At 65.1% G+C, this 12,586-nt stretch carries 14 protein-coding genes; 9 read left to right on the top strand and 5 right to left on the bottom strand.

Annotation, left to right across the window (positions count from 1 at the left end):
• Positions 1 to 7: 7 nt before the first annotated feature.
• From KY49_RS29845 to KY49_RS38855, 4 genes are all read right to left on the bottom strand, one after another.
• On the bottom strand, positions 8 to 1,438 hold the full coding sequence (locus KY49_RS29845) for an aldehyde dehydrogenase family protein (protein WP_042587933.1): 1,431 nt from the start codon (positions 1,436 to 1,438) through the stop codon (positions 8 to 10).
• On the bottom strand, positions 1,435 to 2,514 hold the full coding sequence (locus KY49_RS29850) for a homoserine dehydrogenase (RefSeq protein WP_042588845.1): 1,080 nt from the start codon (positions 2,512 to 2,514) through the stop codon (positions 1,435 to 1,437). The genes KY49_RS29845 and KY49_RS29850 overlap by 4 nt, the downstream gene beginning before the upstream one ends.
• A 151-nt stretch (positions 2,515 to 2,665) precedes the next feature.
• The gene (locus KY49_RS29855; protein WP_042587934.1) at positions 2,666 to 3,163 is read right to left on the bottom strand and encodes an Lrp/AsnC family transcriptional regulator; all 498 of its coding nucleotides are present in this window, start codon (positions 3,161 to 3,163) and stop codon (positions 2,666 to 2,668) included.
• Positions 3,164 to 3,194: 31 nt separating this feature from the next.
• Positions 3,195 to 3,560 carry a hypothetical protein gene (locus tag KY49_RS38855; protein WP_231636540.1) on the bottom strand — a complete coding sequence of 122 codons (366 nt, stop codon included), beginning with the start codon at positions 3,558 to 3,560 and terminating at the stop codon, positions 3,195 to 3,197.
• Between the two features lie 189 nt (positions 3,561 to 3,749).
• Between KY49_RS38855 and KY49_RS38860 the strand changes: the two genes are divergently transcribed.
• A complete protein-coding gene (locus KY49_RS38860) occupies positions 3,750 to 4,127 on the top strand; it encodes a hypothetical protein (protein ID WP_231636542.1) in 378 nt (125 codons plus the stop codon).
• Here the strand turns inward: KY49_RS38860 and KY49_RS29865 are convergent.
• On the bottom strand, positions 4,103 to 5,023 hold the full coding sequence (locus KY49_RS29865) for a LysR family transcriptional regulator (RefSeq protein ID WP_042587936.1): 921 nt from the start codon (positions 5,021 to 5,023) through the stop codon (positions 4,103 to 4,105). The two genes, KY49_RS38860 and KY49_RS29865, sit on opposite strands and share 25 nt — an antisense overlap.
• A gap of 81 nt (positions 5,024 to 5,104) precedes the next feature.
• On the opposite strand from KY49_RS29865, the gene KY49_RS29870 reads away from it, so the two are divergent.
• The 8 genes from KY49_RS29870 (at position 5,105) to KY49_RS29905 (ending at position 12,583) form a co-directional block, all read left to right on the top strand.
• Positions 5,105 to 6,055 (top strand): ketopantoate reductase family protein, encoded by a 951-nt coding sequence (locus KY49_RS29870; RefSeq protein WP_042587937.1) that lies wholly within the window; start codon positions 5,105 to 5,107, stop codon positions 6,053 to 6,055.
• A complete protein-coding gene (locus KY49_RS29875; protein ID WP_042587938.1) occupies positions 6,052 to 6,444 on the top strand; it encodes a VOC family protein in 393 nt (130 codons plus the stop codon). Before KY49_RS29870 ends, KY49_RS29875 begins: the two co-directional genes overlap by 4 nt.
• A 2-nt stretch (positions 6,445 to 6,446) precedes the next feature.
• Positions 6,447 to 6,905, top strand: a complete 459-nt coding sequence (locus tag KY49_RS29880; RefSeq protein WP_042587939.1) for a MaoC family dehydratase — start codon at positions 6,447 to 6,449, stop codon at positions 6,903 to 6,905.
• Positions 6,905 to 8,128, top strand: coding sequence for a CaiB/BaiF CoA transferase family protein (locus tag KY49_RS29885; RefSeq protein WP_042587940.1), 1,224 nt, complete (start codon positions 6,905 to 6,907; stop codon positions 8,126 to 8,128). Before KY49_RS29880 ends, KY49_RS29885 begins: the two co-directional genes overlap by 1 nt.
• Complete coding sequence (aroE, locus tag KY49_RS29890; protein ID WP_042587941.1) at positions 8,125 to 8,958, top strand: shikimate dehydrogenase; 834 nt, start codon at positions 8,125 to 8,127, stop codon at positions 8,956 to 8,958. Before KY49_RS29885 ends, aroE begins: the two co-directional genes overlap by 4 nt.
• A 19-nt stretch (positions 8,959 to 8,977) precedes the next feature.
• Positions 8,978 to 9,421, top strand: coding sequence for a type II 3-dehydroquinate dehydratase (gene aroQ / locus KY49_RS29895; RefSeq protein WP_010094012.1), 444 nt, complete (start codon positions 8,978 to 8,980; stop codon positions 9,419 to 9,421).
• A gap of 346 nt (positions 9,422 to 9,767) precedes the next feature.
• Positions 9,768 to 11,195 (top strand): MFS transporter, encoded by a 1,428-nt coding sequence (locus KY49_RS29900; protein WP_042587942.1) that lies wholly within the window; start codon positions 9,768 to 9,770, stop codon positions 11,193 to 11,195.
• A gap of 137 nt (positions 11,196 to 11,332) precedes the next feature.
• Complete coding sequence (locus tag KY49_RS29905; RefSeq protein WP_042587943.1) at positions 11,333 to 12,583, top strand: MFS transporter; 1,251 nt, start codon at positions 11,333 to 11,335, stop codon at positions 12,581 to 12,583.
• The last annotated feature ends 3 nt before the right edge of the window (positions 12,584 to 12,586 follow it).

The raw sequence follows: 12,586 nt of genomic DNA on the forward strand, positions 1-12,586 counted from the left end.
TTGCGCATCAGCTCGACAGCCGCCGGTTGCGCCTGAAGCAGACCACCTTCGGCTGCGTCATTTCCGTCATCGCGAACCGAACGCCTTCGCGGCCCAGCGACCCATGCTTGAATCCACCGAACGGCATGCCGTCGAAGCGGTAATCAGACGAATCGTTGATCATCACGCCGCCCGCCTGCAGGCGCTCGGCCGCGCCGAGCGCCACCTCCAGGCGGCTGGTGAACACGCCTGCATGCAGGCAGCTCTCCGACGCGTTGGCCGCGTCGAGCGCCTGCTGCAGGTCGGTGAATTTCTCGATCGTCACGACCGGCGCAAATACCTCGTCGGTCCATACACGCGCGTCGTGCGGCACATCCGCGAGCACCGTCGGTTCATACAGCGCCCCGCGCCGCCGATGGCCGCTCAGCACTGTCGCACCGCCCGAGACTGCTGCGTCGACCCAGCGTTCGATACGGATCGCCTGTTCCTCGCCGATCATCGGCCCCATGTCGGTCGCATCGTCCAGTGGATCGCCGACGACCATCCTGCCGGTCAGTTCGACGAAATACCGGACGAACGGCTCGTACGCGGCCTCGGCGACGAAGATCCGCTGCGTGCCGATGCAGTTCTGTCCCGCCGCCCAGAACGCGCCCGACACGCAGGATTCGGCGGCATCCTTCAGGTCGCAGTCGGCCATGACGATCACCGGCGCATTTCCGCCCAGGTCCATCGCGACCTTCTTGAGTCCCGCATCGCGCGTGATGGCTTCGCCGGTCTGCGGGCCGCCGGTAAAGGTCACCATCCGGATCCGCCGGTCGCGCACCAGAGCGGACGCGATATCCGCGCCGCCATGCACGATCTGCAGCGCGTCGCGCGGCGCACCGGCTTCCCACATGACCTCGACGAGCGCCTGTGCGGACAGCGGCGCGAGCAACGAGGGCTTCAGGATGACCGCATTGCCGGTTGCGATCGCCGGCCCGAGCTTGTGTGCGACGAGGTTCAGCGGGTCGTTGAAGGGCGTGATCGCGAGAATCACGCCCAGCGGTTCCAGCGTGTAGTAGCCACTGCGATCCTCGGAGCCCGGATACCCGTCGAACGGGATCGTCTCGCCGGTGAGTCGTTTCGCTTCCTCGCCTGACAGGCGCAGCGTGTTCACGCAGCGCGCGACTTCCTTGCGGGCCTGCCGCAGCGGCTTGCCCGCTTCGAGCGCGATCGTGCGTGCAAATTTCTCCGCTTGCGCCTCCACGCTCACGGCTGCGCGAAACAGGATGTCGGCCCGGCGGCTGCGTGGCATGGACGCGGCTGCACGCGCGCCTTCGAGCGCGCGCTCGACGAGGACCGGCGCCGCGTCGGCACGCGACAGGCGAACCTGGCCGACGATCGAGCCGTCATACGGCGACCGAACATCGGCTACGCCGGCTCCCGTGCAGTCGGTTATCACCACATCGCGCGCGCTCATGCGGCCACCTCGTGCGAGGCTGCGCCAATCCTGTCCGCCAGCTCGATCAGGTCGGAGAGGATCGCAAACGCCGTTTCCTCGCGCCCCGCACCGGGCCCGCTGATCGTCACCCCGCCGAGCACGTCGGTGTCGAACGTGATCGCGTTCGTCACGCCGCTCGCGGCAAGCAACGGATGGCCGGCCGGCAGCTTGCGCGGTTCGACGCTCGCGGTGACGGTGCCGTCCGGATGGCGCATGGCCGATCCGATCAACCGCCAGGACATGCGCTCCGCCGCCGCCGCGCGCACGTCGTGCTCGGTCAGCTCGACGATGCCGCGGCACCTCACGTCGCCACGCTCGAGGCCGGCATTCCACAGCGCGTTCGCCAGAATGACGACCTTCAGCTGTACGTCCGAACCGTTGACGTCGGCCGCCGGGTTCGCCTCCGCATAGCCGCGCTGCTGCGCATCCCGGATCGCCGCATCGAAGCTCGCGCCGGCCTCGACCTCACCGAGCACGAAATTCGACGTGCCGTTCAGGATGCCGGCGAAGCCGTTGATGTCGCAGCCGCGCAGCGCCGTCGCGAGCTGCCGCAGCACCGGCGTGCCGCTCATCACCGTGCCCTCGTACATCACACAAGCACCCGATTGCGCGGCGATCCGCGCCAGTGCCGGCTGTGCGAGCGCGATCGGCCCCTTGTTGGTCGTGATCACGTGCTTGCCGCATTCGAGCGCGGTACGGCAATGCGACAGCGCCGGCTCACCGGTGTTCGGGTCAGTGAAGGTCGCCTCGATGACGACATCCACGTGTTCCGATGCAATAGCCTTCAGCACGGCGCCGAGACCGACATCCGGCGACACCAGCGTGCCGGGATCGCGGCGCAGTGCCTCGGCGTCGACGCCCCGCCGAGCGGTTTCGTCGAGGACGTCCAGCGCGATGCCGCGGGGATTCGTCGCGATCCCGAGCCGCAGGTCGGCGACCATCGTCACCGACACGTCGAGTCCCGTCGCACACAGCATCGCGCGTTTCTTCTTGAGCAGTTCGACCAGTCCCTGATTGACTCCGCCGAAACCGACCAGTGCCAGTTTGAGTTCCATCTTGATCATCTCCTGTTCATTGACTACAGGACATAGATTAGTTATGCGAATCGATCATCAAATTAGACGTTTTGACCAATTCAGGTGCTCACCCGTTGCGGTTTGTCACGCGGGACGGGCGGATCGGCCGTCGCCGCGCGAACCGCCCGCGTCAGGCGGCAGACGGATCGTCGTCGCTGTCCTTGTCGACCGGCACGAACATCCCGACCTTGACCGCGCTCAGCACGACATTCGTGTTGATCCGCCGGATCATCGGATTGCTCTGCATGATCCGCGCGGACAGCCGGTCGTACGCCTCGACGTCGGGTGCGGTGATGATCGCGATCAGGTCGACGGAGCCGGTCACGTAGTAGATCTGCTGGATTTCGTCATGCGCCTTCGACCACTCGCGGAACCTGGCGACCGTCTCGTAGTTTTCGCGTTCGATCTCGATCGCGGCGATGAATGTCATGGGTCGGCCGACCGCCGCGCGATCGACCACCGCGATTTCCGCCGAAATGATCTTTTCGGTGCGCATGCGCTTCAGCCGCTTCTGCACGGCCGACGTGGACAGACCGATCCGTTCGGCAATGGCATCCGCAGTCGCGGTGCAATCGCGTTGGACGATAGTCAGGATCTTGCGGTCGAAGGTGTCGAGTGCGTCGGTCATGGCGTGGCCTGCCGGAGAACGGGTGCTTGCGTCAAAGATAGAAAGGTCGGACCGATCTGAGCCCGACCAGATGCCGGACGCGGTCGAACGCGGTGACGAGCGTTTCGCGCCACTGCGCCACTGGCCCGCGGATGCATACGGGTGCGAAATGGATCGTATCCACACCTGCGGGAATACGGAACGGTCGCTCGATGCCATCGTCCGATTCGGTCACGAGTGCAGTGCCGTCGACTTCCGTCAGGCTCATCAACAGATGAGCGGGTGCAGTCGCACCAAGCAGGTCGCGCAGAGGCGACACGTTCGCGGACAACTGCTCGAGCAGCGGCAGTTCGTACGCGCCGGGCCACCAGGTGTCGTGCTCGTCCAGCCACGGGCCGACGCCCGGCATTCCGACCATCTCGAGTATCCGGTCCGCGCCGAGATGCGCATAGGCTCGACACCGACCGGTCCCGTCGGTCGAAGAACGCGCCAGCCAACCGCCGGCGCTCGCGACAGGGTCCGTCAACACGACGTTCGCAGGCTTCAATCGACCGAGCATTCCAGCCGCGCTTGCAGCGGATCGGTGTCCTTCGCAGGACCTCTGCGCGTGATCCGGGACGATCCGGCACACCCACTTGGGCCCATCCTGCAAGGCGGCGGGGACGTCGCCGGCCCGGACTTGAGCGGTTCGCCTGCGGGCGTGTTCAACGATGACGATTGGCGTGTCCGGCATACGACTCTCTCGTGCTTGCGGGGCCGCGTCGCAGCGATGCTGGCGCGCTTCGCGGATTGGCTGACGATGTTGGGGCTGGAGAAATCATATCGTCTCGATGCGACCAAAAAAATCTCAACCGCATGGAACATCGACGCAAAACGTCGAAAAACACGACTCTCCGGACGTTTCGCATCCAATCAGACGCCGGCCGGTCCGGCGTCTATCGCGAACGCCGAAGCCGCAGGTCAATGCGAAGCACCGAACAGTTGAATCACGACGCCGCGCAGCCACCGGTTGCCCGCCTCATGGTGATATCGCGCATGCCAATGCTGCCGTACCGCGAAACTGTCCACCGGGATCGGGCACGCATGAACCGCCAGATCGCTGGCCTGAGCCAGTGTCTCGCCGATATGACGGGGTAGCGTCGTGATCAGGTCGGTCGTCTGGACGATCGCCCCCAAACCCAGAAAACCCGGCAACTCCAGCACCACGTCGCGCTCGATGCGCGCCTGCCGCAGCGCCTGCTCGAGAAGTTGCGCGCCCGTTCCCGCCGTAATGGCGACATGTCCTTCCGAACGATACTGCTTTGCCCCGAGGCGACCGTGAATCCTCGGGTGATGCCGGTTGGCCAGGCATACCCAGTCCTGGTCGTACAGCTTCTGCTGGTAAATGCCGCCGCCGAGCCACGGCACATAGCCGATCGCGAGATCGGCTTCGCCGGATTCGAGCGCGCGTTCCGTATTGCCGTCGATCCGTGCGGCTTCCAGCCGGACGCCGGGCGCCTGCGCACGGACATGGGCCAGCAGCCGCGGAAGCAGCGTGACGTGGCTCGCGTCGGTCATGCAGATGCGAAACCGTCGCTGGGCCGTCGCAGGATCGAACGCGATCTCCCACGCGGTGAAGCGCCGCAGCGACTCGAGAATTTCCCGACATGGCCCGATCAGCGCGTCGGCTTGAGGGGTCGGCGCCATGCCGCCGGGCGTTCGGATGAAGAGCGGATCGTGCAGGTATTCCCGCAAGTGCCCGAGCCAGATGCTGACCGTCGGCTGGCTCTGGCCCAGTTGCTCGGCTACGCGCGTGACGCTGCGCACGTCGTACAGGAGATCGAAAAGCTGAAGCAGCTTCAGGTCGGGGAGGTCGGCGGGCATCGTGGCGTTATTGTCCATGGCAATGACGCCATTGTATCCATTGCATTGTCGACATGAACGGCGACTCTTATCGTGAGGCCATACGTCAAGGAGAAGCCATTGAAAATCGCGATTCTGGGGGCTGGCGCATTGGGCTGTGCGATCGGCGCCACCCTCACCCAAGGCGGTCACGAGACCTGGTTGATCGACCGCTCGCCCGCGCACGTCGATGCGATGCGTCGTGACGGCCTGCGCGTCGACGACGCCGTCGGCACCCGCCACGTACGCGTCCACGCGACGACTCGGGCTGCCGATGTCGGCGTGGCCGACCTGGTGGTGGTGCTGGTCAAGTCGTTCCACACCGACGCGGCCATCCGCGGCGCCCAATCGCTGGTGGGGCCGGATACCGCCGTGCTGTCGCTGCAGAACGGCCTCGGACACGAGGACATCCTGATCGACGTCGTCGGACGCGAGCGCGTACTCGCGGGCAAGACCTACGTCGGCGGCGTGCTGCGCGGCGCGGGTCACATCGAATCCGGCGTGATCGGCAAGTACACGTATATCGGCGAACTCGACGGCCGCATCACACCGCGTGTCCAGGCGATCGCCGACGCGTTCAATGCCGCCGGCCTCGCCACGACGATCAGCGACAACATCGTCGGCACGATGTGGGACAAGCTGCTGGTGAATGTCGCGACGGGCGCGCTGACCGGGCTCACCGGCCTCACCTACGGGCAGCTTTACGACGAACCGCTGCTGAAGGCAACGTCGCTCGCGGCCGTGGCCGAGGCGATCGCGGCGGCGCAGGCGGCCGGCGTGAAGCTGTCGATGACCGATCCCGAGCAGGCATGGACGCTCGCCGCCGAGGGGCTGCCCGCGACCTTCAAGACCTCGATGCTGCAAAGCCTGGAGAAAGGCTCGATCACCGAGATCGATTTCATCAACGGTTCGGTCGTCCGGTGGGGGCAGCGCTACGGCGTGCCGACCCCGGTCAATGCAACGCTCGTCGCCTGCATCAAGGGGCTGGAACGCGCGATGGCCGATCGCCAACGGAAGGAGGCCGCCGCATGAATGCCCCGAAAGCCTATCTCGAACACGTTGCGATCTGGGTGAAGGACATCCGCTGGCACATCCGCTTCTTCGAGGAAGTGCTCGGCATGACCCTGCGCGAAGTGGACGGCACGCTCGACGCGCCGCGGCAGTACTGGACGCTCGGCGGCCTGCAGTTCATCCACGCGCCGGAACACGATGGCCCGGAAGGTCGGCTCGCCCATCTCGGCGTGATGTGCGAAGACCTGGAGGCCGCGCTGGCCGCGGCACGACGATTCGGCGTGACGGAAATGCCGCAGGGGCGCAACTGGCTTCGCCTGCCCGACGGGCTCGCCGTCGAACTGATCCAGGCCAGACCGGCATCAAGCGTCGCGCAGGTGCTGGCAATCAACCCACGCGCGGAGGCGTGACCATGACGATCGTCGAAAAATACTGGGACGACGCCCGCGAGGGTGACGTGTGCACGAGTCCGAGTTACATCGTGACCAAGGAGCGCATTCTCGCGTACGCCGACCTCACCGGCGACCATACGCCCGTCCACGTGGACGAGGACTACGCGAACGCCAGTCATTTCGGCTGCCTCGTCGCGCACGGGCTGTTCGGCCTGTCCATCGCCGACGGCCTGAAGACGCAGAGCGACTATCGCTTTATGCCGGGCATGTCGCTCGGCTGGACCTGGGATTTTCTGCTGCCGATCAAGGTCGGCGACGTGCTGCACGTGAAGTTCCGCGTCGGCTCGATGCGGGCCAGCAAGAGTCGCCCGGACTGGGGCATCGTGGTGCTGCCGTCGGAGCTGATCAATCAGGACGGTCAGGTCGTTCAACGCGGCGAGCATCGCCTGATGGTGCCGCGCCGCCCGGAGGCACTGTAATGCAGGCTCGCCCACTCGAAGGCATTCGCGTCGTCGACTACAGCCATTTCCTTGCCGGTCCGTATGTCGGCCGCTGTCTCGCCGCGCTCGGCGCCGAAGTCATCAAGGTCGAGCGTCCCGGCGCAGGCGACGCCGGACGCCAGCACGCGACCGTGCTCGACGACCAGCAAAGCGGCTACTTCCTGCAGCTCAACATGGGCAAGCGCGGCGTGAGCGTCAACATGAAGGATGCGCGCGGCAAGGCGTTCATGCAGCGGCTGTGCGACTCCGCCGACGTGTTCATCGAGAACTATCGGCCGGGCGCGCTGGACAAGCTCGGGCTCGGCTATGCCGAATTGTCGGCGCGCAATCCGGGCCTCGTCTACTGTTCGATCTCGGCGTATGGGCACACCGGTCCCGATGCGCATCGCGCAGGCTTCGGGCTGATCGCGGAAGCCAAGAGCGGAATCATGCAGATGGTGGGCACGCCGGGCGAGCGGCCGCCGCTGCTGCGCATCTCGCTCGGCGACATGTACACCGGCATTCATGCGGTCGCGGCCATCAACGCCGCGCTGCTGGGGCGCGTGAAGAGCGGCCGCGGACAGCACGTCGACATGGCGCTGTACGACACGCTGGTATCGATGCACGAATATGCGGTGCAGTGCTACACGCTGCAGGGCGTGCTGCCCGAGCAGACCGGGCACGACATGCCGACCTCGACGCTCTATGGCGTGTTCCGCGCCGCGGACGGCGATCTCGTGATCGCCGCGCAAGTCGACGACGCGTGGAAGCGCTTTGCCGAGCTGATCGCGACGCACGGCGGCCCGGCGGGCTTCGGCGCCGACGCACGGTTTCACGACAGCACCGGCCGCAACGCGCACCGCGCGGAGATTCTGTCGGTGGTCGAGCCGTGGGTGGCTGCACGTTCCGTCGCGTCGGTGCTCGAACTGCTGGACGGCATCGACGTTCCCTGCGCGAAAGTGCAGCGCATCGACGAGGTATTGAACGATCCGCAGATCCAGGCCAGAGGCATGGTCGTCGAGCAACAGCATCCGCGCTACGGGACACTGCGCCTGCCCAACCTCCCGTTCCGGTTTTCCGATTGCGATACGACGATTCGCGACGTCGCGCCCGATCTCGGGCAGCACAACGCGGAAGTCGCTCGTTCCCTGGGTTTCGATTCGGCCGAAATCGACGCGATGCAGGCCGACGGCGTCCTCTATTCAAAGGCGAACCAACGATGACTGACAGGTACGCAGTGATCGGCAATCCGATCGGGCACACGAAATCCCCGCTGATTCACGGCCTCTTCGCGCAGGAGACGCGGCAGGACATCAGCTATACGGCCATCGAGGGGCCGATCGAGCCGGCAGGCGCTTTTGCTGCCGCGGTTCGTGCGTTTTTCGAGGACGGCGGCAAGGGCATCAACGTCACCGCGCCGTTCAAGCTCGACGCGTTCGCGATGTCGGACGAGCGAAGCGAGCGCGCGATGCTGGCGGGCGCGGCCAACGCGCTCAAGTTCGACGGCGGCCGCATCCTGGCTGACAACTTCGACGGAATCGGACTGGTTCGCGATATCGAAGCGAACCTTCATCTTCCGATGGCCGGCAAGCGTGTATTGGTGCTCGGTGCAGGCGGCGCGGCACGCGGCGCGCTTTTGCCGTTCCTTGAAGCCGCGCCGGCTGAACTGGTCATCGCGAATCGCGACGTCGACAAGGCGCGCGCACTGGCCGGGCAGGTTGCCGGACGCGGTTCCCTCGTTGCCGTCAGCTACGCGGACCTCGCGCGGATGGGGCGTTTCGACCTGGTGGTCAATGCGACGTCGGCCAGCCTGACCGGTGACCTGCCGCCTGTCCCGCCGAGCGTGTTCAGTCCGGCCGGCACGGCCTACGAACTTGCGTACGGCAAGCGTCTGACGCCGTTTCTCCGGCTCGCGAAAAATGCGGGGGTGCACGGGATCGCGGATGGCGTCGGCATGCTGGTCGAGCAGGCTGCCGAGGCGTTCGCGTGGTGGCGCGGCGTACGCCCCGAGACCAGTTCGGTGATCGATCGGCTGGCCGTGCCGTTTGATTGAACGCGCGATGGAGATTTGCATGAAGAAGATCCTGATGCTGCACGGCATCAATCACAACATGTTCGGCAAGCGCGATCCGGCGCAGTACGGGACGATCACGCTCGCGCAGATCGATGCGCGGCTGCAAGGGCTCGCCGCGGAACTGGGTGTACAGGTGGAATCGTTCCAGACAAACAGCGAGGGAGCGATGTGCGAGCGCATTCATCGCGCTTTCGAGGAACGGCAGGATGCGGTGCTGATCAACGCGGGGGCATGGACGCATTACAGCTACGGCATTCGCGATGCCCTTGCCATCCTCACGTGCCCGATCGTCGAACTGCACATGTCCAACATTCATGCACGCGAGCCGTTCCGGCATCACTCCGTCCTGGCCGAGATCGTCAGCGGGCAGATTTGCGGCTTCGGCGTCCAAAGCTATCTGCTGGCGCTGAGGGCCGCAGTCTCGGCGCTCGGCGAGGATTAGGGCCTGTTCACGCTAATAACGGGCTTGCGCTGGCCGCCAGAAGGGCCGAGCGCGAGGAATGGGACGAAGCGAATACCGAGCGTATTCGCAAGGAGCATGACGCGGCGATCGGCCCTTCTGGCGGCCAGCCCCACAAATGAATTTTTTTAATCACGGGAACGTGCCTTGCCGGCCGTATTGCGGCGTCGGGCGTCGCTTGTTTGGCTCGGCCAAACGGCGCTCCTTCCTCCTTGCACTCCGACCGGCAAGGCACGTTCGCAAGCCCGTTATTAGCGTGAACAGGCCCTAGGCCGATTCCCGCATCGGCTGCATTGCCCGGCACGCATATCAATATCTGGAGACGACGATGACCACGACCTTGCGAGACGAGCCCCGGGGCAGGCACCAATCGAGAAAGGCCGCCGTCAGCGGCTGGATCGGCTCGGTGCTCGAATACTACGATTTCTTCATCTACGCCACGGCATCGGCGCTGATCTTCCCGCAGATATTCTTTCCGCACGGCAGCCCGACGACTGCCATCATCGCGTCGCTGGCCACTTACGGTGTCGGCTATGTGTCCCGCCCGATCGGCGCGTTCGTGCTGGGTCATCTCGGCGACACGCGCGGACGGAAAACCGTCCTGCTTTTCTGCATGTTCCTGATGGGTTTCTCGACCGTCGGAGTCGGCCTGCTGCCGACCTATCAGCAAGCCGGGCTGATCGCGCCTGCATTGCTGGTGACGCTTCGCCTGCTGCAAGGTTTCGCCGTGGCCGGCGAGATTACCGGCGCGAGCTCGATGATCCTGGAACACGCGCCGTTCGGCCGACGTGGATACTTCGTCAGCTTCACGCTGCAGGGCGTGCAGGCAGGACAAGTGCTGGCAGCCGCCGTGTTCCTGCCGCTCGCCTACTACATGCCGTCCGCGCAATTCGACAGCTGGGACTGGCGCATTCCGTTCCTGCTGAGTGCGCTGGTCATCGTTGCGGGCTGGATCATTCGCCGCGAGGTCGACGAGTCGCCGGCCTTCGACGAAGCGGTACGCAGCCGGCCGCAAGCCGGCTCGCCCGTTGCCGACGCTTTCAGGCATCACTTTCCCGACATGGTGCGCGTTGCCTGCATGTCGATGATGAACGTGATTCCGGTCGTCGCCACGATCTTCGGCGCAGCCTATGCAGTCCAGCCGGCATACGGAATCGGGTTCTCGAAAGACGTCTATCTGTGGATCACGGTGGTGGGCAATATCGTTGCGATGATCGTGATTCCGTTCGTCGGCAACCTGTCCGACAGGGTCGGCCGCAGGCCGCCGATCATCGTCGGCTCGCTGGCGGCCGGGCTGCTCGCGTTTGCCTACCTGTATGCGATCAGCATCCGGAACGTGCCGCTTGCATTCGTGATGTCGATGCTCATGTGGGGTGTCGTGTACCAGGGCTACAACGCCGTATTTCCCGGCTTTTATCCGGAACTCTTCCCGACCCGCACCCGCGTCTCGGCAATGGCGATCGCGCAGAACCTCGGTACTGCAGCCACGGCGATGCTGCCGGCTCTGTTCACGGCGGTCGCGCCGCCCGGCGGACACCACGTCTGGCTGATCGTCGGTGCGATCGCGTTCTGCATCACCGTGATTGCGTCGCTTGCGGCATTGAGCGCACGCGAGACCTATCGCGTCCATATGAACGACCTGGGGCGAGCACACGCGCAACCAGTCGACAACGCAGAATACGAACGACCGCGCGTCGAAGCGATGTCGCGCAATCGCATCGCGCGCGAACCCGTGCCAGGATCTTTGAGCGGCTAGCCAGCGTTCGGCGGGGCGTCGGGTTCGACGCCCCTTGCGCCGAGCATCTCCGGCTTGCTGCCGCCCCCCTCACCGGCAGAGCGATCTTGCGTTGCCGCTGTCTTCACCCGACGCCCGATACCATGCCGAAATCCGTCATGCCGGACACCACGCGCCCCGCTCGCCTGAACTTTGCGCTCCTGTTGCCGCTTCTGCTGGCGGCCCAGCCGGTGGCGACCGACAGTTACCTGCCGGCGCTGCCTGAAATCGCCGCAACGCTGGGCTCCGCCAGCGTCAGCCTCACGGTTTTCGCACTGATATTCGGTATCGGGCAATTGCCGATGGGCAGTCTTTCCGACCGATTCGGCCGCCGTCCCGTCTTGCTGACCGGTCTTGCGCTCTATGCGCTGGCAGCGCTGGCAGCTGCGCTCGCTTCAAGCGCAGCCATGCTGGTGGCCGCTCGTGCAATGCAGGGCTTTGCAATGGCCGCGATACTGGTATGCGCACGCGCGACGGTGCGCGACCGGTATTCGGCGGCCGATGGTCCGTACGTGATGGCGCGAGGTTTCATGGGAATGGGGATGATGGCGTTCCTCGCGCCGATTCTCGGTGCGTATGTCACGCAGCAGGCCGGATGGCGATGGGTGCTTGCAGGGATGAGCCTGTATGCGTTCGGGCTGCTCGTCATGTGCTGGTACGGCTTCGAGGAAAGTTTCTCCAGAATCGCTTCGAGCCGGGGCTCGACCCGGGACGTGCGCGAGATATTCGGCAATGCCACGTTCAGGGTGTGGGCGCTGCTGGCCGCCTCGACGTACACCGGCATGTTCTGCTTTCTATTGCTTTCTCCCGCAATCTACATCCGGCATCTCGGCCTGTCGCCCCAGCGATATGGCTGGATACCGGCGAGCGGTACGCTCGTCTATGTCCTGAGTACGTATGGCTGCCGCCTGTTGCTGCGGCGTCAAAGCATGCTGCGAACGGTGCGACAAGGTGCAACGTTGAGCCTTTCCGGCGCGGTGATTCAGGCATTGGGGTGTGCGCTGCTTCCCGGAAGCATCTGGCCGCTGCTCGTGGGGCATGGCGTGTATTGCCTCGGCCACGGAATCCATCAGCCATGCGGCCAAGCAGGAGCGGTCAGCGGTCTGCCCCATCTTGCAGGCCGCGCGGTATCCTGGTCCGGCTTCATCATGATGTTCTTCGCTTTCAGCGTAGGACAGACGGCGGCGGTTTTCACCGATCCGCGCTATCAACTGGGCGCGTGGCCAATGGTGGTGCCGATGCTCATCGTCGGCGTGACGCTGGTAGCGATTGCGTTTGCCTGGCTGCCCGAAATCATCCACGCGACTTCGGTCGCTACAACGGTTCCGGCACGTGCGGCCGCGCCGGCGCGCGCATTGAAACAACGGTAGCCA

It is taken from the genome of Burkholderia sp. MSHR3999 (genome assembly GCF_000833595.1).
Taxonomy (GTDB): Bacteria; Pseudomonadota; Gammaproteobacteria; order Burkholderiales; family Burkholderiaceae; genus Burkholderia; species Burkholderia ubonensis.